General features: G+C 74.3%; 16 protein-coding genes. 14 read left to right on the top strand and 2 right to left on the bottom strand.

Annotated features, from left to right (window positions below; all coding sequences use genetic code 11):
* The first annotated feature begins 132 nt into the window (after positions 1-132).
* From ACFQH9_RS09255 to ACFQH9_RS09235, 5 genes are all read left to right on the top strand, one after another.
* Positions 133-1,755 (top strand): ABC-F family ATP-binding cassette domain-containing protein, encoded by a 1,623-nt coding sequence (locus ACFQH9_RS09255; protein ID WP_379565513.1) that lies wholly within the window; start codon positions 133-135, stop codon positions 1,753-1,755.
* 220 nt (positions 1,756-1,975) lie between these two features.
* Entirely contained in the window at positions 1,976-2,185 is a 210-nt protein-coding gene (locus ACFQH9_RS09250; RefSeq protein WP_028932228.1) for a helix-turn-helix domain-containing protein, read from the top strand.
* 254 nt (positions 2,186-2,439) lie between these two features.
* Positions 2,440-4,371 carry an ABC transporter ATP-binding protein gene (locus ACFQH9_RS09245; protein ID WP_379565633.1) on the top strand — a complete coding sequence of 644 codons (1,932 nt, stop codon included), beginning with the start codon at positions 2,440-2,442 and terminating at the stop codon, positions 4,369-4,371.
* 65 nt (positions 4,372-4,436) lie between these two features.
* Positions 4,437-5,882 (top strand): MFS transporter, encoded by a 1,446-nt coding sequence (locus tag ACFQH9_RS09240; RefSeq protein ID WP_379565512.1) that lies wholly within the window; start codon positions 4,437-4,439, stop codon positions 5,880-5,882.
* Positions 5,879-6,316, top strand: a complete 438-nt coding sequence (locus ACFQH9_RS09235; RefSeq protein WP_379565511.1) for a MarR family winged helix-turn-helix transcriptional regulator — start codon at positions 5,879-5,881, stop codon at positions 6,314-6,316. Before ACFQH9_RS09240 ends, ACFQH9_RS09235 begins: the two co-directional genes overlap by 4 nt.
* 63 nt (positions 6,317-6,379) lie before the next feature.
* On the opposite strand, the gene ACFQH9_RS09230 is transcribed toward ACFQH9_RS09235, so the two are convergent.
* Complete coding sequence (locus tag ACFQH9_RS09230; RefSeq protein WP_379565510.1) at positions 6,380-7,348, bottom strand: AraC-like ligand-binding domain-containing protein; 969 nt, start codon at positions 7,346-7,348, stop codon at positions 6,380-6,382.
* Positions 7,349-7,608: 260 nt separating this feature from the next.
* On the opposite strand from ACFQH9_RS09230, the gene ACFQH9_RS09225 reads away from it, so the two are divergent.
* Positions 7,609-9,744: a molybdopterin-containing oxidoreductase family protein gene (locus tag ACFQH9_RS09225; protein ID WP_379565509.1), complete on the top strand. Its 2,136-nt coding sequence runs from the start codon at positions 7,609-7,611 to the stop codon at positions 9,742-9,744.
* Between the two features lie 81 nt (positions 9,745-9,825).
* Here the strand turns inward: ACFQH9_RS09225 and ACFQH9_RS09220 are convergent, their stop codons facing one another.
* Entirely contained in the window at positions 9,826-10,491 is a 666-nt protein-coding gene (locus tag ACFQH9_RS09220; RefSeq protein ID WP_379565507.1) for a TetR/AcrR family transcriptional regulator, read from the bottom strand.
* 108 nt (positions 10,492-10,599) lie between these two features.
* Between ACFQH9_RS09220 and egtA the strand changes: the two genes are divergently transcribed.
* The 8 genes from egtA to ACFQH9_RS09180 all read left to right on the top strand — a co-directional run bounded on the left by egtA (position 10,600) and on the right by ACFQH9_RS09180 (position 19,701).
* Positions 10,600-12,030 carry an ergothioneine biosynthesis glutamate--cysteine ligase EgtA gene (gene egtA / locus ACFQH9_RS09215; protein WP_379565506.1) on the top strand — a complete coding sequence of 477 codons (1,431 nt, stop codon included), beginning with the start codon at positions 10,600-10,602 and terminating at the stop codon, positions 12,028-12,030.
* 2 nt (positions 12,031-12,032) lie between these two features.
* A complete protein-coding gene (gene egtB, locus ACFQH9_RS09210) occupies positions 12,033-13,436 on the top strand; it encodes an ergothioneine biosynthesis protein EgtB (protein WP_379565632.1) in 1,404 nt (467 codons plus the stop codon).
* 3 nt (positions 13,437-13,439) lie between these two features.
* Positions 13,440-14,300 carry an ergothioneine biosynthesis protein EgtC gene (gene egtC / locus ACFQH9_RS09205; RefSeq protein WP_379565505.1) on the top strand — a complete coding sequence of 287 codons (861 nt, stop codon included), beginning with the start codon at positions 13,440-13,442 and terminating at the stop codon, positions 14,298-14,300.
* Between the two features lie 55 nt (positions 14,301-14,355).
* Positions 14,356-15,339: an L-histidine N(alpha)-methyltransferase gene (egtD, locus tag ACFQH9_RS09200; RefSeq protein ID WP_379565504.1), complete on the top strand. Its 984-nt coding sequence runs from the start codon at positions 14,356-14,358 to the stop codon at positions 15,337-15,339.
* A gap of 104 nt (positions 15,340-15,443) precedes the next feature.
* The gene (locus tag ACFQH9_RS09195; protein WP_379565503.1) at positions 15,444-16,817 is read left to right on the top strand and encodes an ABC transporter substrate-binding protein; all 1,374 of its coding nucleotides are present in this window, start codon (positions 15,444-15,446) and stop codon (positions 16,815-16,817) included.
* A 1-nt stretch (position 16,818) separates the two neighbouring features.
* Entirely contained in the window at positions 16,819-17,718 is a 900-nt protein-coding gene (locus ACFQH9_RS09190; protein WP_379565631.1) for a carbohydrate ABC transporter permease, read from the top strand.
* On the top strand, positions 17,715-18,518 hold the full coding sequence (locus ACFQH9_RS09185; protein ID WP_379565502.1) for a carbohydrate ABC transporter permease: 804 nt from the start codon (positions 17,715-17,717) through the stop codon (positions 18,516-18,518). The genes ACFQH9_RS09190 and ACFQH9_RS09185 overlap by 4 nt, the downstream gene beginning before the upstream one ends.
* A 10-nt stretch (positions 18,519-18,528) precedes the next feature.
* Positions 18,529-19,701 (top strand): ABC transporter ATP-binding protein, encoded by a 1,173-nt coding sequence (locus tag ACFQH9_RS09180; protein ID WP_379565501.1) that lies wholly within the window; start codon positions 18,529-18,531, stop codon positions 19,699-19,701.
* The last annotated feature ends 68 nt before the right edge of the window (positions 19,702-19,769 follow it).

The raw sequence follows: 19,769 nt of genomic DNA, 5'->3' as shown, positions 1-19,769 counted from the left end.
CGGGGTGCGCGGGCCGGTAGGCTGGAGGCGTGATCCTGATCGAGTAGGCGCCGCGCCGCGGGACCCCCAAGAAGGTTGGGTGGAGCCCCGCAGGCCGCCCTCCTCGTCCTCGACCCCTCCCGGAGTCCCTTCGTGATCACCGCCACCGACCTCGAGCTGCGCGCCGGCTCCCGCATCCTGCTGTCCGGCGCCACGCTGCGGGTGCAGCCGGGCGACCGGATCGGCCTCGTGGGCCGCAACGGCGCCGGCAAGACCACCTCCCTGCGCGTGCTGGCGGGGGAGGGCGAGCCCTACGGCGGCGCCGTCTCCACCAACTCGCCCGTCGGCTATCTGCCGCAGGACCCGCGCGAGGGCGACCTCTCGGTCACCGCGAAGGACCGGGTGCTGTCCGCCCGCGGCCTCGACGAGCTGCTGCGCAAGCTGGAGAAGGTCCAGACCAGGATGGCCGAGCTGGTCGACGGCCCCGAGAACGAGAAGGCCGTCCGCGAGTACGGGCGGCTGGAGGAGCGCTTCGCCGCCCTCGGCGGGTACGCCGCCGAGAGCGAGGCCGCCCGGATCTGCACCAACCTGGGTTTGCCTGAGCGGGTGCTGCACCAGCAGATCGCCACGCTCTCCGGTGGCCAGCGCCGGCGCGTCGAGCTGGCCCGCATCCTGTTCGCGGCGTCGGACGGCGGGTCGCAGAGCGCCACCACGCTGCTGCTCGACGAGCCGACCAACCACCTCGACGCCGACTCCATCACCTGGCTGCGCGGGTTCCTGCAGGCCCACGAGGGCGGGCTCGTGGTGATCAGCCACGACACGGACCTGCTGGCCGCCGTGGTGAACAAGGTGTGGTTCCTCGACGCCACCCGCGGCGAGGTCGACCAGTACAACATGAACTGGAAGCGGTACCTCGAGGCGCGCGCGACGGACGAGAAGCGCCGCCGCCGGGAGCGGGCCAACGCCGAGAAGAAGGCATCGGCGCTGCACGCCCAGGCCGCGAAGATGGGCGCCAAGGCCACCAAGGCCGTCGCCGCGAAGAACATGGCGCGCCGGGCGGACGAGCTGCTGGCCGGGCTGGAGCCCGAGCGGCAGGCGGACCGGGTGGCGAAGATCCGCTTCCCCACGCCGGCGCCGTGCGGGCGCACCCCGCTCACCGCGGAGAACCTCTCCAAGGCCTACGGGTCGCTGGAGGTGTTCACCGGCGTCGACCTCGCGGTCGACCGCGGCACCAAGGTCGTGGTGCTGGGGCTCAACGGCGCGGGCAAGACCACGCTGCTGCGGCTGCTGGCCGGCACCGAGCAGTCGGACTCCGGCGAGGTCGTCCCCGGGCACGGGCTGCGCACCGGGTATTTCGCGCAGGAGCACGACACGCTCGACATGGACGCCAGCGTCTGGGAGAACATCCGGCACGCCTCCCCGGACGCCCCGGAGCAGCAGCTGCGCACGGTCCTGGGGTCGTTCATGTTCTCCGGCGAGCAGCTGGAGCAGCCGGCGGGCACGCTCTCCGGCGGTGAGCGCACCCGGCTCGCGATGGCGGGGCTGGTGTCCAGCGCGGCCAACGTCCTGCTGCTCGACGAGCCCACCAACAACCTCGACCCGGCGAGCCGCGAGCAGGTGCTCGACGCGCTGCGCCGCTTCGAGGGGGCCGTCGTGCTGGTGACGCACGATCCCGGGGCCGTCGAGGCACTCGAACCCGACAAGGTGATCGTGCTTCCGGACGGTACCGAGGACCACTGGTCCGCGGACTACCTGGAACTCGTCCAGCTGGCGTAGGAGACACACCCGTGACGCGGAGGTGACCTCCGCGTGACCTCCGAGCTCCCCGCGATCACCCGTCCGCGTGATCCGAACGGGCGAACCGTTCACCGATCATGCGGGATGTTGCGCTGGCCACATCCCGGCAGAAGGATCATCATGGCTCGCACCGACGAGCCGATCGGCGGCTCCGGTCCGCGGGCGGGGGTCCGCGGTGGGGCAGAGGAGGTCAAGTGTCGTGGCCGACCTGAAGAAGGGCGCTCGGATCACGGGCACCCAGCGGGACAAACTCGCCACCGATCTGAAGAAGAAGTACGAGAAGGGCGCCAGCATCCGCGCCCTGGCCGAGCAGACCGGGCGCAGCTACGGGTTCGTGCACCGGGTGCTCAGCGAGACCGGGGTGACGCTCCGTGGCCGGGGCGGGGCGACCCGCACCAAGAAGAAGTAGCACCGCCGCACGACCCAGGACGTCACCGAACAGCAGCCACACACCTCACGCGCGCCCGCCACCGTCCGCAGCGCGACGGCGGCGGGTCGGCGCGCGGGCGCCCGTACCCGGGCGCATGATGGAACCGGTCGAGACGCGAATCGTGCGCCCGGAACCGCATTGTGGATCCATGATGCGCGGCAGGAGCGCAGGAATCCGCATTATGGTTCCGTAATGCAGTCCGGGTGAGGTGTGTGGACAGGCCTTTCACGATCATGCGCGGGATGACGCGGGCAGCCGACGCCCCGCGTTCCGTCGCCAAGGGCACGATCCCGCGGATCTGGGCGTTCGCCCGCCCCTACCGCCGCTGGCTGCTGGCCTTCCTGCTGCTCACGACCTGTACGGCCGTCATCGGTGTGGTGACCCCGATCCTGGCCGGGCGGGTCGTCAACGCCATCGTCGCCGGGGGCGACGGGGCCGCCCGGCAGGTCGTCACGCTCGCCCTGGCCATCGCCGCGCTCGCCGTGGGCGAGGCCCTGATCGGGCTGGGCACCCGCTGGTTCTCCGCCCGGATCGGCGAGGGCCTGATCGTCGACCTGCGCACCGCGGTGTTCACCCACGTGCAGCGGATGCCGATCGCCTTCTTCACCCGCACGCGCACCGGTGCCCTGGTCAGCCGGCTCAACAACGACGTCATCGGCGCCCAGTCGGCGATCACGACCACGCTCGCGAGCGTCCTGTCCAACGTCATCCAGCTGACCCTCGCGCTCGCCGTGATGATCGGCCTGGCCTGGCAGGTCACCGTGCTCGCCCTGCTCCTGCTGCCGATCTTCGTGCTGCCCGCGCGGCGGATGGGCCGGCGCATCGCCGACCTGCGGCGCGACTCGGCGAACCTCAACGCCTCGATGAGCACGCAGATGACCGAGCGGTTCTCCGCGGCGGGCGCGACGCTGGTCAAGCTGTTCGGGCGGCCGGCCGAGGAGGCGCGCGAGTTCGGCGAGCGGGCCGAGCGGGTCCGCGACATCGGGGTCCGCACGGCCATGGTCTCCCGGGTCTTCGTCGCGTCCCTGTCGCTGGTCTCGGCGCTGGCCCAGGCGCTGGTGTACGGCCTCGGCGGGTGGCTGGCCGTCACCGGGCGGATCGAGCCGGGCACCGTCGTGACCCTGGCCCTGCTGCTCACCCGGCTCTACACGCCGATGACCGCGCTGGCCAACGCCCGGGTGGACGTGATGACCGCGCTGGTCGCGTTCGAGCGGGTCTTCGAGGTGCTCGACCTGCAGCCGATGATCCGGGAACGGCCCGGGGCCCGCGGGCTGCCGCCCGGGCCGGTGTCGGTGCGCCTCCGGGACGTGCACTTCTCCTACCCGACGGCCGAGCAGGTCTCGCTCGCGTCGCTCGAGGACGTCGCCGTGCTGGACCGCCGCGCGCCGGGGGAGGTCCTGCACGGTGTCGACCTGGAGGTGCCGGCGGGTTCGCTGCTGGCGCTGGTGGGGCCGTCGGGCGCCGGGAAGTCGACCATCGCCTCGCTGCTGCCGCGGCTGTACGACGTCGACTCGGGGGTTGTCGAGCTCTCCGGCGTCGACGTCCGGGACCTGACCTTCGAGGCCCTGCGCGGCGCCGTCGGCGTCGTGACCCAGGACGGGCACCTCTTCCACGACACCATCGCCGCCAACCTGCGCTACGCCCGCCCGGAGGCCACGGACGCGGAGCTGCGCGAGGCCCTGCACCGGGCCCGGCTCGGCGACCTGCTCGACCAGCTGCCCGACGGGCTGGAGACGGTCGTCGGGGAGCGCGGCTACCGGCTCTCCGGGGGCGAGCGGCAGCGCCTGACGATCGCGCGGCTGCTGCTGGCCCGCCCGCCGGTCGTCGTGCTCGACGAGGCCACGGCGCACCTGGACTCGGAGTCCGAGGCCGCCGTCCAGGAGGCCCTGGCCGAGGCCCTGGTCGGGCGCACCGCGATCGTCATCGCGCACCGGCTCTCCACCGTCCGCGCCGCGGACCGGATCGCGGTCGTCGAGGCCGGGCGGGTCACCGAGCAGGGCACGCACGCCGAGCTGCTCGCCGCCGAGGGGCGCTACGCCGCGCTGCACCGCACCCAGTTCGCCGACCCGGACAGCCCGGTCGACGAGCGGAACCTCGCGACGCAGTGCCTCGTGCCGGGCTGCACCCACACCCACGACGAGGGCGATGTGCCTCTCATCCGCTGACGGACGCCGGGCGATGGTTGTACTCTGCTAACGATTGTGTTCCGGCAACCGTTGCGGAGTTCCCCGTGCCCGAGCTCGACCGCAGGCGCCGCCTGCTGGTCCTCGTGATCTGCTGTTCCAGCCTGTTCGTGGTCAGCATGGACTCGACCATCGTCAACCTGGCGCTGCCGTCGATCCAGACCGACCTGTCGGCCTCCGTGACCTCGCTGCAGTGGACCATCGACGCCTACACGCTCACCCTCGCGAGCCTGCTCATGCTGGCCGGGTCGACCGCGGACCGGGTGGGGCGCAAGCGGGTCTTCCGGATCGGGCTGGTGCTGTTCGGCCTCGGGTCGCTGCTGTGCAGCGTGGCGCCGTCGGCCGGCGCGCTCGTCGGGTTCCGGGTGGTGCAGGCGCTCGGCGGCGCGATGCTCAACCCGGTCGCGATGTCGATCATCGTCAACGTCTTCACCGACCCCCGCGAGCGGGCCCGCGCCATCGGCGCGTGGGGCAGCGTCGTCGGGCTGAGCATGGCGCTGGGCCCGCTGATCGGCGGCGCGCTCGTCGACGTCGTCGGCTGGCGGTCGGTGTTCTGGGTCAACGTGCCGGTGGTCGCGGTGGCCGTCGTGCTGGCGACCCGGTTCGTGCCGGAGTCCCGGGCCCCCCGCCCGCGGCGGCTCGACCCGGTCGGCCAGGTGCTGATCGCGGTGCTGCTGGGCGGCGCCACCTTCGCGATCATCGAGGGTCCGGCGCAGGGCTGGACCTCGCGGTGGGTGCTCGGGTGCGCGGTGGCCGCGGTGGCGGCGCTGGTCGCGCTGCTGCCCTGGGAACGCCGCCGCCGGGAGCCGCTGCTCGATCCGCGGTTCTTCCGCAGCGTCCCCTTCGCCGGGGCCACGGTGATCGCGGTCTGCGCCTTCGCGAGCCTGGCCGGCTTCCTCTTCGTCAACGCCCTCTACCTGCAGTCCGCCCGCGGGTACTCGCCGCTGCACGCCGGGCTCCTGACGCTGCCGATGGCCGCGATGGCCGCGGTCCTGCCGAGCGTCGCCGGCCGGTTGATCGCCACCCGCGGCGCCCGGATCCCGCTGCTCGTCGGTGGGGCCGGGATCGTGCTGTCCGGCCTCGTGCTGCTGATGCTGCGCACGGACTCGCCGCTGTGGGTGCCCATCACCGCGTACGTGCTGTTCGGCATCGGCTTCGGCATGATCAACCCGCCGATCACCAACACGGCCGTCTCCGGGATGCCCGCCGCCCAGGCCGGGGTGGCCTCCGCGGTGGCGTCGACGAGCCGGCAGGTCGGCACGGCGCTCGGCGTCGCGGTGATCGGGTCGCTGGTCACGGCCTCGGTGGTCGGGCCGCTCCCGACGGGCCTCGCCGCGGCCACCCACGTCGGCTGGGCGGTGCAGATCGGCTGCGGGCTCGTGGTGCTGGTCCTCGGGGTGGTCTCGACCGGCGCCTGGGCCCGGCGCACCGCCGCCCGGACGGCCGAGCTCTTCTCCTCGCCGGACGCGCCGACCCCGGCGGGTGTGCGGTGAGCACGGCCGCCGACCCGGTCCGGCCGCTCGACCCGGCCGATCCCGCGGTGCGCGCGTGGGGCCGCATGCGGGCGCTGGTGGTGGACCAGCACGACCGGCGGCGCGAGGCGTGCGAGGCCGTCGGGCTCAGCTTCGTGCGGGTCAAGGCGCTGCTCGAGGTGGCGCGCGAGCCCGGGACGCTCTCCGAGCTGGCCGACCGGCTGTCGGTCGACCGCCCCTACGCCACCGTGGTGGTCGACGAGCTGCAGAAGCGGGGGCTGGTCCGGCGGGAGCACCACCCGGACGACCGGCGCTGCAAGATCGTCAGCGCGACGGCGGAGGGGGAGCGGGCCGCCGCCACCGCGCGGGCGATCCTCGGCGACCCGCCGCCGGCCCTGCGCGCCCTCCCGCCCGAGGACCTCGCCCACCTCGACCGGATCCTCGCCTCGCTCTGACCGCCTCCGCGAGTCGGGAGTTCCGGCCCCGCGAGTCGGGGTTTCGGCACCGCGAGTCGGGGTTCAGGGGACGAGGTGCCGGGCCCGGTAGACGCTGGGGGAGACCCCGTAGGCGCCCCGGAAGGCGCGGCTGAACGTCGCGAGGTCGGGGAAGCCCCAGCGCCGCGCGACGTCCGTGACCGGCTCGCCCGCCCGCCGCCGGTCGGCGAGCTCGCGGCGGCAGTGCTCCAGTCGCAGCCTCCGGATCCGCCGGTTCACCGTCTCCCCGGTCGTGGCGAACAGCCGGTGCAGCTGGCGCACGGACACGAAGTGCGCCCGGGCCATCGCGGCCGGCCCCAGGCCGGGGTCCGCCAGGTGCGCGTCGACGTAGGTGAGCATCTCGCGCAGCAGCGCCTGCTGCGGGCGGTCGACCGCCATGGGGCCGGTGAGATGCTCCGCGGCCAGCGTGGTGACGAGGTCCCCCGTCTCGTCGGCGACCCGGGCGGCCCCCGCGGGGCTCAGGCGCGGCGGGGCGGCGAGCAGCCCGCGCAGCAGCCCGCCGACGATCCCGGACAGGCCCTCCCGGCCGTGCATCCGCACGGCGGTGACCCGGGCCGACTCCCCGGCGTCGAGCCCGACGGAGGCGCGCGGCCAGGTGAAGACGTCGAGGCGCCAGTCTCGGCCCAGCCGCCAGCGGAACGGCCGGCCGGTCTCGTAGATCGCGAAGTCGCCGGCGGCGAGCGCGGCCCGGCGGCCGTCCTGCTCCACCACGCCGGTGCCCCGGGTGATCATCCCGATCTGGAGGAACTCCCGGTCGTCCGCGGCGGCGAGCGAGGGCGTGCGCCGGCACACCTGGTCGACCGAGCAGACCTCCGACACCTGCAGGTGGGCGACGGTCGCGCTGCGCACCGTGCCGCTGAACGTGCCGACCCGGCGGTCGGGGGCGATGTCGAGGGCGACGAAGTCGTGCCGGATGGCCTCCCGCCACTCGTCGAACCGGCGGGTGGCGCACGTGTCGGTGCCGCCGGGCACGGATCCCGGTGCGAGGACCACGGTCACCTCCTGCTCACGGCGGCGGTCCCGCCGGCCCGCTCCGGAGGGAACCAGACGCAGGTTCGCAGCGTGTTGCGGGCGCGTCAACGCCTCCGCCCGCCGGTCCCCACCGCCGGCACCCGTCGCTCCCTGCCGGGGTGGCCGTCGCCCCTTGCCCACCACCGGTCACTCGCTGCCCACTTCCGGTCGCTCCGTGCCAATCCCGTCCGCGCGCCGGCGACCCAGGATGGATCACCCCACCACGATCCGGAGCCGCAGCGATGACCCTGGCCGACCTGCCCCTCCTCGCCGTCGGGGAGACGGGCACCCACCGCGCGATCTGCCCGCACGACTGCCCCGACGGGTGCTCGATGCTCGTCGGCGTCGAGGACGGGAGGGCGACGGGCGTGCGCGGGGACCCCGACCACCCGTTCACCCGCGGCGGCCTGTGCGTGAAGGTGAACAACTACGTCGACCGGGTCTACAGCCCGGACCGGATCACCACGCCGTTGCGCCGCAGCGGCCCCAAGGGCTCCGGCCGGTTCGCGCCGGTCACCTGGGACGAGGCGATCGCCGAGATCGCCGACCGGTTCCGCGGCGTGGTCGCCGAGCACGGGCCCGAGGCGATCATGCCGGTCAGCTACCTCGGCACCCAGGGCACGCTGAACGGGCTCAACGTCGGCGACCCCTTCTTCAACCGACTCGGCGCGACCGTCGCGGAGCGCACCTTCTGCGACTCCGGCGCCTCGACGGCGTACGTGATGAGCCTGGGTCCGACGGCCGGCGTCGACCCCGAGAGCCTGGTGCACTCCCGGTACATCGTGATCTGGGCCTGCAACATGGTCTCGACGAACCTGCACCTGTGGCCGTTCGTGGCCGAGGCGCAGAAGCGGGGCGCGAAGGTCGTCGTCATCGACCCGGTGCGGCACCGCACCGCGAAGCGGGCGGACTGGCACATCCCGATCCGCCCCGGCACGGACGGGGCGCTGGCCCTGGCGCTGATCCACGTCATCCTCGCCGAGGGCCTGACGGACGCCGAGTACGTCGCCGAGCACACCGTCGGCGTCGAGGAGCTGGCCGAGCGGGTGCGCGACTGCACCCCGGAGTGGGCCGCGGAGGAGACGGGCGTCCCGGCCGAGGACATCCGGACGCTCGCGCGCGAGTACGCCGCCGGGCAGCCGTCCATGATCCGGATCGGGGTGGCCGTCGAGCGGCACTCCGGGGGCGGGCAGACCGTCCGGGCCATCTCGTGCCTGCCCGGTCTGGTCGGCGCCTGGCGCAGGCCCGGCGGCGGGCTGCTCGCGCTCCCGCTCTGGGCCTTCCCGGTGAACTGGGACGCGCTCTCCCAGCCGCAGCTGCGGCCCGAGGGCACCCGGGTGGTCAACCAGTACCTGCTGGGGAAGGCGCTGACCGGGGAGATGGGGCTCGACCCCGGGATCCACGCCTTGATGGTGTACAACGCGAACCCGGTCGTCGTGTGCCCGGACCAGGAGCGGGTGGTCGCCGGACTGGCCCGCGAGGACCTGTTCACCGTGGTCAGCGAGCAGTTCCTCACCGACACCGCGCAGTACGCGGACATCGTGCTGCCGGCCACGACCCAGCTCGAGCAGCTCGACGTGATGTTCTCGTGGGGGCACTTCTACATCGGGCTGAACCGGCCCTCGATCGCGCCCGTGGGGGAGGCGGTCCCGAACACCGAGCTGTTCCGCCGGCTCGCCGCCGCCATGGGCTTCGACGACGAGTGCTTCACCCTGAGCGACGAGGAGCTGATCGAGCGGGCCTACGACTGGGGTGCCCCGGCGCTGCAGGGCATCACCCCGAAGTCCCTGGCGAGGACCGGTTGGGCGCGGCTGAACCTGCCCGACGCCGACCACTACGCCCCGCACGACGTCGGCGGCTTCCCGACGCCGTCGGGCAAGCAGGAGTTCCTCTCCGCCGCCGCGGCGGGGGGCAACTTCGTGCTCCCGCTGTTCCGGCAGGGCTCGAACGAGGCCCAGCCGGGCGGCGAGGTGGACCCGCTGCCGCACTACATCCCGCCGGCGGGCGCCGACCCGGCCTACCCGCTGCACCTGATCTCGCCGAAGGCGCACGCGTACCTCAACTCCAGCTACGGCAACCTGCCCGCGCAGCAGCGGGTGCAGGGGGAGCCGTCGGCCACGGTCCACCCGGCCGACGCCGCGGAGCGCGGGATCGTCGAGGGCACGCTCGTGCGCGTGTTCAACCAGCGCGGCGAGTTCCTGGTCCGGGCGCGGCTCTCCGACGAGGTCGCCCGCGGGGTGGTGCTCGCGACGATGGGGCAGTGGCGCTCGCTGGCGAAGGGCCTGGCCACGGTCAACGCCGTCAACCCCACCGAGTTCGCCGACCTGGGCAACGCGCCCACCTTCTCCGACGCGCGGGTCGAGGTCGAGCCCGCCTGAACGGTCCGCTCCCGACCTGCCCGCCGGCCCCTCACCCCCTCCGGGGCCGGCGGGCCTGCCCGCCCACCCGGGCCCGGCGGGTCAGCGGCGCAGGGTCCGCACGCTCTGCTCGACGAGGTCCAGCACGCCGTCGAGCGCGTCGGCCGGCAGGCCCATGGCCAGGTGCGAGACCAGCCCCTCCAGCACCAGCTCGAGGTACTGGGCCAGCACGGGGACCGGGACGTCGTCGCGCAGGGCCCCGGCGGCGGCCTGCCGCTCGAGCCGTTCCCGGGTGGCCGCGGTGAGCTCGGCGGAGTGCGCCTGCCAGCGCTCCCGGAAGTCCGGGTCGGTGCGCAGCCGGCGCGAGACCTCCAGCCGGGTGCCCAGCCAGCTGCGGTCGCCGTCGATGTCCGGTTCGCCGTCCGGGGCGCCGTCCGGGTCGTCGTCCGGGTCGTCGTCCGGGTCGTCGTCCGGGTCGTCGTCCGGGGAGTTCCCGCGGGCGCCGTCGAGCAGGTCCCGCATGACCTGGACCAGGCCCTGCTCGGCGACGACGTCGGCCATCCGGCGGGCGTCCTGCTCGGCGAGGGCGAGGAACAGCGCGTCCTTGTCCCGGAAGTAGTGGAAGATCGCGCCGCGGGAGAGCCCGGTGCTCTGTTCGAGCCGCCGGACCGTCGCCCCCTCGTACCCGTGCGCGGCGAAGCACCGCCGGGCGCCGTCGAGGATGTGCTGGCGCCGGGCGGCGAGCTGGTCGGTACTCACGCGGGGCACCGGCCCAGTATCCCGTACGTACGTCTTGGGGCGCAGGACGTGCACCGTCCCCGGAGAGGGCCCGGGAAGGACCTGAAACTGTCGGGCCTCGCGGGTAGCGTTCGATCCGTGCTTCCAGACGCGGGGATCGTGCCCGCCGTCCCGGGGCCGGAGGGCGGGTCCGCGCCCTCCGGGATCCCGGTGCAGGCGGGACCCAGCTCCACGACCCAGAGGGCGGAACCGCCCGCGGGGGGTGCCGAGCTGCGCAGCCGGGCGGAGGCCGAGGCCTACGTCGCGTCGGTCTGCTTCAAGCACGGGCCCCCGCGGTACCTGGGCGTGGAGCTCGAGTGGCTCCTGCGCCCCGGTGGTCCCGCCGACCCCGACGGTCCCACCGACCCCGCCGGTCCCACCGACCTGGCCGACGTGCTCGCCGCGCTCGGCCCGCACGCCCCCGCCTCGCTCGTCCCCCGTTCCCCCGCCGCCCCGCTGCCGCACGGCTCGGTCGTCACCGTCGAACCCGGTGGCCAGGTCGAGCTCGCCAGCCCCCCGACGGCCGGCCTCGGCGCCCTCCTCGCCGCCGTGGAGGGCGACACCGCCGCCCTCCACGCCCGGCTCGCCGTCCGCGGCCTCACCCCCGAACCCCGCGCCGCCGATCCCGTACGGCCCGCGCGGCGGCTCCTGCAGCTCCCGCGCTACCGCGCGATGGAGCGCGCCTTCGACCGGCTCGGTCCGCACGGCCGCAGCGGCATGTGCTCCACCTCCGCCGTGCAGGTCGCGCTCGACGCCGGCGAGCGGGCCGACCTCCCGGCCCGGTGGGCGGCGTTGCACGAACTCGGCCCGGTCCTCGTCGCCGCCTTCGCCAACTCGCCGCTGCTGCACGGGCGGCGCACCGGCTGGAAGTCGAGCCGGCTGGCCGCGTGGCTGGCGCTCGACCCGGCCCGCACCGCCCCGCCCGTCTCGCTCGACGGGGATCCGGCCCTGACCTGGGCCGAGCGCGTGGTGGGCACGCCGCTGCTCTGCGTGCGCAGCGACGGCGAGTGGCCCACGCCGGAGGGCGTGAGCTTCGCCGACTGGGTCGAGGGCCGGCTGCCCGGGCGCAGGCCCACCGTCGCCGACCTCGAGTACCACATCTCCACGCTGTTCCCGCCGGTCCGCCCCCGCGGGTTCCTCGAGGTCCGCTACGTCGACGGGCAGCAGGGCGCGGACTGGGCGCTCCCGGTCGCCGTGCTCGCGGCGCTGACCGCCCGGCCCGCCGTGGTCGACCGCGTGCGGGAGATCTGCGCCCCCGCCCGGCTGCGCTGGACCTCCGCGGCCCGGCACGGTCTGGAGGACCGCGTGCTCGCCGCCGCCGCCGTCGAGGTGTTCACCCTCGCCTGCGCCGAGCTGCCCGCGCTCGGCCCGCCGCCGGCTCTGCTGGCCCGGCTCGTCGAGGTCACCGAGCGCCGCGTGGCCGCGGGGCGCTGCCCCGCGGACGTGCCGCTGCCCGGGGAGCCGGCCCCCGCCGGCCCCCTCGAGACCCTCGAGATCATCCCGTCCCCGACGGAGGGAGCACTCCCGTGACGATCACTCCCGAGACAGACCCCCACCGCACCCCCGAGCAGCTCCGCACGCACGTGGCGGCGCTCCTCGACCGGTCCCGCGCCCGGAGCACCGGGCTCACCGACGCGGTCGACGAGGCCGACCTCCTCGCCCAGCACTCGCCGTTGATGTCCCCGCTGGTCTGGGACCTCGCGCACATCGGCAGCCAGGAGGAGCTCTGGCTGGTCCGGGACGTCGGCGGCCGCGCGCCGCTGCGCCCGGAGATCGACGGGCTGTACGACGCCTTCCGGCACAGCCGGGCCAGCCGCGTCGAGCTGCCCCTGCTGACCCCGGCCGAGGCACGGCGGTACGTCGCCGAGGTGCGGGAGAAGGCGCTCGACGCGTTGGAGCGCAGCCCGCTGCGCGGCCGCCGGCTGGAGCACGAGGGCTTCGCCTTCGGCATGATCGTCCAGCACGAGCAGCAGCACGACGAGACGATGCTCGCCACCCACCAGCTGCGGTCCGGGGCGCCGGTGCTGCAGGCGCCCGAGCCGCCCGCCGGGCGCCGGCTCGCCGCCCGCGAGGTGCTCGTGCCCGCGGGCGGGTTCACACAGGGCACCTCCACGGAGCCGTGGGCGCTGGACAACGAGCGCCCGGCACATACCGTCTCCCTGCCCGCCTACTGGATCGACACCCATCCCGTGACGAACGGCGAGTACACCGCGTTCGTCGAGGCCGGCGGGTACGCCGACCCGCGCTGGTGGAGCGAGGAGGGCTGGCGGCACCGCACCGCGGACGACCTGGTCGCACCGCAGTTCTGGGAGCGCGACTCCGCGGGGGAGTGGTGGCGGCGCCGGTTCGGGGTCGTCGAGCGCGTGCCGGCGGACGAGCCGGTGGTGCACGTCTGCTTCCACGAGGCCGCGGCATACGCCCGGTGGGCCGGGAAGCGGCTGCCGACCGAGGCGGAGTGGGAGAAGGCCGCGCGGCTCGACCCGGCGACCGGGCGCAGCCGGCGCTACCCGTGGGGGGACGAGGCGCCCACCGAGCGGCACGCCAACCTCGGGCAGCGCCACCTGCGGCCCGCCCCGGTCGGCGCCTACCCGGAGGGGGCGTCCCCGCTGGGCGTCGAGCAGCTGATCGGCGACGTGTGGGAGTGGTGCGACTCGGGGTGGCACCCGTACCCGGGGTTCGAGGCCTTCCCGTACCGCGAGTACTCCGAGGTCTTCTTCGGCGGCGACTACAAGGTCCTGCGGGGCGGCTCCTTCGGCACGGACCCGTCCGCGATCCGCGGCACCTTCCGCAACTGGGACCACCCGATCCGCCGGCAGATCTTCTCCGGCTTCCGCTGCGCACGGGACGCGTCGGCCGCCGAGGTCGCCGAGGTCGCCGAGGTCGCCGAGGTCGCCGAGGTCGCCGAGGTCGCCGACCTCGTGGATCCGCGCGCCTGACCCGTGTGCCGCCACCTGGCCCACCTGGGCCCGCCGCGGACGCTGTCCGCGCTGCTGCTGGAGCCGCCGCACGGGCTGCTGCACCAGTCCTACGCCCCCGCCGACATGCGCGGCGGGGGCACGGTCAACGCGGACGGCTTCGGCGCCGGGTGGTACCCGCCCGTCGACCCGGCGGGCAACGGGCACGCTCCCGAGCCCGCGCGCTACCGCTCCGACCAGCCGATCTGGTCGGACGGCGCGTTCGCCTCGCTCGCCGCCGCCACGCGCAGCCCGGCCGTGCTCGCCGCCGTCCGGTCGGCGACGACGGGGATGCCGGTCGTCAGTACCGCGGCGGCCCCGTTCACCGAGGGGCCCTGGCTGTTCAGCCACAACGGTGTGGTGCGCGGCTGGCCCGGCTCGGTCGCGGACCTGGCCGCCGGGCTGCCGGTCGTCGACCTGCTGACCCTCGACGCCCCCACGGACGCGGCACTGCTGTGGGCGCTGGTCCGGCACCGGCTGCGGGCGGGGGAGGACCCGGCCCGGGTGCTGTCCGGCGTAATCCTCGCCGTCGAGGCCGCCGCGCCGCACTCCCGGCTCAACCTGCTGCTCACGGACGGCAGCACGATCTGGGGCACCGCCTGGGACCACGCGCTGTCCGTGCGCGTCACGGACGAGGCGGCCACCGTCGCGTCGGAACCGCTCGACGCGGACCCGGGATGGACGCCCGTGCCGGACCGGCACCTCGTCGTCGCGGCACCCGGGCGCCTCGAACGACGGGCGATCGGCCCTGCCACCACCCCTGCCGTCACCCCTGCCGTCATCCCCGGCCACCACCCCACGGACACCGGGATCCCGGACCACGGGACCCGCGCGCCCCACCCCTGAGCAGCGACCCTGCTCGACCCGGGCCCGTCCCGGACGCACCGCGAGGAGCACGTACATGACCCGGCCGAACCACCTGACGGAGCTGGTCGTCCACCTCACCGCGGCCGACGCGGAGGCGGCGCTGCGGACCGACGCCCGCGCCGGGCTCACCGCGCACCCGAAGGAGCTCCCGCCCAAGTACTTCTACGACGCCCGCGGCAGCGAGCTGTTCGAGAAGATCACCGAGCTGCCCGAGTACTACCCGACGCGCACCGAGCGGGCCCTGCTCGAGGAGTCGGTCGCGGCCATCGCCGAGGCCTCCGGCGCCGACACCGTCGTCGAGCTGGGGTCGGGCTCCTCGGCCAAGACCCGGCTGCTGCTCGACGCCTTCCGCGCGGCCGGCACCCTGCACCGCTACGTCCCGCAGGACGTCAGCGAGGCGGCGCTGCGCGGCGCGCTGGACGCCCTCGCCGTCGAGTACCCCGACCTGTACCTGCACGGCGTGGTCGGCGACTTCACCGAGGACCTCACCGCCCTGCCCACCGGCGGCCGCCGCATGATCGCGTTCCTCGGCGGCACGATCGGCAACCTGCGCCCCGCGGAGCGCGCCGCCTTCCTCGCGCACGTCCGCTCGGTGCTCGAACCGGGCGAGCAGCTGCTGCTGGGCACCGGGCTGGTGATCGACGAGCCGACCCTGCTCGCCGCCTACGACGACGCCGCCGGCGTCACCGCGGAGTTCAACCGCAACGTCCTGCACGTGCTCAACCGCGAGCTGGGCGCCGACTTCGTGCCCGAGGCGTTCGCCCACGTCGCGGCCTGGGACGCGGAGAACGAGTGGATCGAGATGCGGCTGCGCGCCGAGAAGGACATGCGGGTGCGGGTGGCGGAGCTGGACCTCACGGTCGACTTCGCCGAGGGCGAGGAGATGCGCACCGAGATCTCGGCGAAGTTCCGGCGCGAGGGTGTGCAGGAGATGCTGTGCGAGGCGGGCTTCGACCTCACCCGCTGGTGGGCCGACGCCGACGGGCGGTTCGCGCTCTCCCTGGCCACGGCCGTCTGAATCGCGTTGTGGAACCATGACGCGCCCTGTCGCACTATGGTTCCACAACGCGTTCTCGACGGTCGATTTGACGCGTTGTGAAACCACAATGCGTCTCGCTCTGCATGATCCGTCCTCTCTGGATAGTGTTCCGCCCGACGGGGGAGGGCGGGATGCAGCTGTCGCGGCGCCAGGTTCTGCGGCTGGGGCTCGGTGCCGCCGCGTCGGGCCTGCTCGCCGGCTGCGCCCTGGACACCACCGGTGCGCCCGGCTCGCAGGGTTCGGGCGGGCTGGTCTTCTACTCGACCCAGCTGGCCACCACCGCGGAGGCCGAGGCCGTCCGGCGGCAGATCCTCGCCGGGTTCCCGCGCGAGGTGCAGTTCGTCAGCGACAGCTCGGCCAGCAAGATGTTCGACCGGGTGCGTGCGGACGTGCGGGCGGGTTCCTCGAGCATCGCCCTGCTCGGCGCCCTGCAGGGGGAGTTCGCCACGCTGGCGAAGGAGGGCCTGCTCCGCGACATGACGGACGTCGTGGAGCAGCTCGCCGACCGCGGCTTCACCCGCCAGTACCTCGACCTCGCCCGCATCGACGGCCGGTACGCCTTCGTCCCGTGGATCTCGGCGAGCTACATCATGGCGGCCCGCCGCGAGGCGCTGCAGTTCCTGCCCGCCGGGGCCGACCTGCAGCGGCTCACCTACACCCAGCTCCTGGACTGGACCCGGGCGATCCAGCAGGCCACCGGCGCCCCGCGGTTCGGCCTCCCCGCCGGGGAGAAGGGCCTGCTCAAGCGGTTCCTGCAGGGCTACACCTACCCGAGCTTCACCGGCGGGGTGAACACGACCTTCGCCTCGGCGGACGCCGTCGCGATGTGGGAGTGGCTGCGCGCGATCTGGGCCACGGCGAACCCGCAGTCGGTGACCTACGGCTTCATGCAGGAGCCGCTGCTCTCCGGCGAGGTCTGGGTGGCGTGGGACCACGCCGTCCGGCTGGTCGACGCGCTGCAGACCCGGCCGGACGACATCGTCTCCTTCCCCGCACCCACGGGCCCGAAGTACCTGGGCTACCTGCCCGTCCTCGGCGGTCTGTCGATCCCGCGGGCCGTCGCCGACCCGCAGCCGTCGATCGAGCTGATCCGGCACCTCACCGACCCCGCGCGGGTCTCGACCACCCTGCGGACCGTGGCCTGGTTCCCACCGCAGGACCTGGCGACGGTCCCGGGCGGGCTGCCGCCGGGCGTCGGGCAGGAGGCGGAGACCCTGCAGCGGATGGTCGGCACGCCCGGTGCGGTGGCGGGGTCGCTCGCGGTCGGGCTGGGCGGGCAGAGCGGCGCCTACGACAAGGTCTTCACGGACACGTTCCGCGCGATCGTGCTCGACAACGGCGACGTGCGCGGCACGCTCGCCACCCAGGCCGTGGCCCTGCAGGGCGTGCTCGACACCGCGAAGGCCGCGTGCTGGGCGCCGGACCCGGTCGGACAGGGGGTGTGCCGCGTTGGCTGAGGTGACCGAGGCGGTGCGCACGACCTCGCCGACGACGGAGCGGGGTCGCGGGGGGCCGCGGCGCTGGCTGCCCTACCTGCTGCTCGCGCCGAGCGTCGCCTACCTGCTGATCTTCTTCGCGTCGCCGATGATCCAGGCGTTCGGGCTCGCGTTCACCAGCACCAGCGGCGAATGGGGGCTCGGGTCGGTCCGCGCGATGCTCGGCGACGACCGGTTCTGGCCGGCCCTGTGGACCACGCTGATCCTGCTGGTCGTGCTGCTGCCCCTGCAGTTCGCGCTGGCCCTGGCGATGTCGATGGTGATCACCTCGCGGCTGCGGGCCTCGGGCTTCTGGCTCTACGTGTTCCTCCTGCCGCTGGGCGTCAGCGAGCTCGGGGCCGGCATCCTGTGGTACTCGATCTTCGTCGAGCAGGGCTGGCTGAACACCGTGCTGCAGTCGTTCGGGCTGATCGACCGGCCGGTGATCTGGCTGGACTACCGCGAGCCGTGGCGGGTGGTCGGCACGATCGTCGTCGCGGAGGCCTGGCGGTCCACCTCGCTGATCGTGATCATCCTGGTGGGCGGGCTGCGGGCGATCCCGCGGGACTACCTGGAGGCCGCGGACGTCTTCCACGCCGGCCCCTGGCAGCGGATGCGGCACGTGGTGCTGCCGATGATGCGCCCGACCATCCGGACCGCGCTGATCGTGCGGACCGTGCTGGCGTTCGAGGTGTTCGCCACCGTCGTCGCGCTGGGCGGCACCGGCACGGACGTGCTCGCCACCCAGGCCAACCGCGCCTACACCGAGTACCAGGACGCGCACCTGGCCTCGGCCTACGGGCTGGTGATCCTCGTCGTCTCGCTGGTGGCCGTGGGGATCATCCTGGCCGCGCTGCCCACGCGGAAGGAGCGCGGGGAATGACCGCGCGGCGGGTGCTCGGCTACGGCGGCGCGGTCCTGCTCGCCGGCTGGATCCTGGTGCCGATCTGGTTCGTGGTGGTCGGCGCGTTCAGCACCGCCGACGCCATCTACAGCTACCCGCTCGCGGCCTGGCCGGACTGGTCGCTGGAGTCGATGCGGTTCTTCGTGACCTCGGCCGGCGTGCCGGAGGCGCTGCTGTCCAGCGTGACCGTCGCGGTGCTCACCGGGGCGCTCACCCTGCTGCTCGCCGCCCCCGCCGGCTACGCGCTGGCGCGGTTCGTCTTCCCCGGTGCGGACGCCTACCGGCTGGCCGTGCTGTCCACCCGCGCGTTCCCCGTGGTCGTGCTGTCCATCCCGCTCGCGGTGTTCTTCCTGCAGTGGGGGATCTACGACTCGATGTGGGGCGTCGCGCTCATGCACACCGCGCTGGCCCTGCCGTTCGTGGTGCTCATGGTGGCCGCGGTGTTCGCCGGCGTGCCGGTGGACCTGGAGGAGGCCGCGCAGATCTTCGGCTGCAGCCGGTTCGGGGCGTTCCGCCGGGCCGTCGTGCCCAACGCCGCCCCCGGGCTCGCCGCGGCGGCGACCTTCGCGGTGCTGCTCAGCTACAACGAGGTCTTCGCCGCCTCGATCCTCACGCTCCAGCACCCGACGCTGCCGGTCTTCGTGCTCACCGGCCTCACGCAGGCGCCGCTGCCCTTCCGGTACGCCGGCGCGTTGTTCCTGCTGGCCCCGGCCTTCCTGTTCATCCTGCTGATCCGCCGCCGCCTGCTCGGGGTCGGCGGCAGCCCGACGCTGCGGTAGAGGAGCCCCCGTGTCCGACATCCGGCTCAGCGGGATCACCAAGCGGTACGCCAGGCACGCCGCCCCCGCCGTCGACGACGTGTCCCTGACCGTCCGGGACGGTGAGTTCTTCGTGCTCCTCGGCCCCTCCGGCTGCGGCAAGACGACGCTGCTGCGCACGATCGCCGGCCTCGAGCAGGCCGACGCCGGCACCGTGCACCTGGGGGACCGGGACGTCACCGCGCTCCCGCCGCGCCGCCGCGACCTCGCCATGGTCTTCCAGGGCTACGCGGTCTTCCCGCACCTGACGGTGGCCGAGAACATCGGCTTCGGGCTCGCCATGCGCAAGGCGCCGAAGCGGGAGATCGCCGAGGCCGTGGAGTACGCCGCGGGTCTCGTCCGGCTCGACGACGTCCTCGACCGCTACCCGTCCGCCCTGTCCGGCGGGCAGCGCCAGCGGGTCGCCGTGGCGCGGGCGGTCGCCGTCCGGCCCGGCGTGCTGCTGATGGACGAGCCGCTGTCGAACCTCGACGCCCTGCTGCGGCTGAGCTTCCGCTCCGACCTCAAGGCGCTGGCCAAGGAGCTGAACACGACGATCGTCTACGTCACCCACGACCAGGTCGAGGCACTCTCGCTCGGCGACCGCGTCGCGGTGATGCGCGCCGGCGGGATCGTGCAGTGCGGCACCCCGATGGAGGTCTACGACCGGCCCGTGACCCGCTTCGTCGGCGGCTTCCTCGGCACGCCGCCCATGAACCTGCTCCCGGTGCGGCGCGCGGAGGGCGGCTGGTCGGTGGCCGGGCACCCCTTCACGGTCCCCGCGGCGATCGCCGACCGGGTCGGCGACGAGGTGTGGGCCGGCATCCGCGCCGAGAACATCGAGGCCTCCACCACCGAGGTGCCCGACGCGCTGCCCGCCCGCATCCGGCTCGTCGAGCCGCTCGGCTCGCAGCTGCTGGTCTCCGCGACGACGAACGCGACGACGGGTGGGACGGCGGGCGGGACGGCGGCCGCGGGGGTGGTCGGCGTTAGCACGGCGGGGGAGGAGAGCGTGAAACTCCTCACTCCCACCGACTTCCCGGCCGGCGACGGCACCCCGCTGTGGCTGCGCGTCCCCCCGGAGCGCGTGCGGTGGTTCGACCCCGCGAGCGAGCGCGCGCTCGACGGCGCCGACCGGGCCGACGCCGCGGTGAGCAGCGGCTGAGCGCCGTCCCTGCGACCGTCCACACCGGATTGTGCGTGAGCGGGCGTAACGCGCCGCAATCGTCGTTC

Origin of the sequence: Pseudonocardia lutea (assembly GCF_042658055.1) — a bacterium.
In the GTDB taxonomy this organism is placed as follows: domain Bacteria; phylum Actinomycetota; class Actinomycetes; order Mycobacteriales; family Pseudonocardiaceae; genus Pseudonocardia; species Pseudonocardia lutea.
This window is presented reverse-complemented; position numbering and strand designations above follow the sequence as displayed.

Coding starts and splice junctions, on each gene's coding strand:
- egtD (WP_379565504.1), top strand. CDS start 14,356: ATGACCCGGCCGAACCACCTGACGGAGCTGGTCGTCCACCTCACCGCG.
- ACFQH9_RS09195 (WP_379565503.1), top strand. CDS start 15,444: ATGATCCGTCCTCTCTGGATAGTGTTCCGCCCGACGGGGGAGGGCGGG.
- ACFQH9_RS09245 (WP_379565633.1), top strand. CDS start 2,440: ATGCGCGGGATGACGCGGGCAGCCGACGCCCCGCGTTCCGTCGCCAAG.
- ACFQH9_RS09225 (WP_379565509.1), top strand. CDS start 7,609: ATGACCCTGGCCGACCTGCCCCTCCTCGCCGTCGGGGAGACGGGCACC.
- ACFQH9_RS09185 (WP_379565502.1), top strand. CDS start 17,715: ATGACCGCGCGGCGGGTGCTCGGCTACGGCGGCGCGGTCCTGCTCGCC.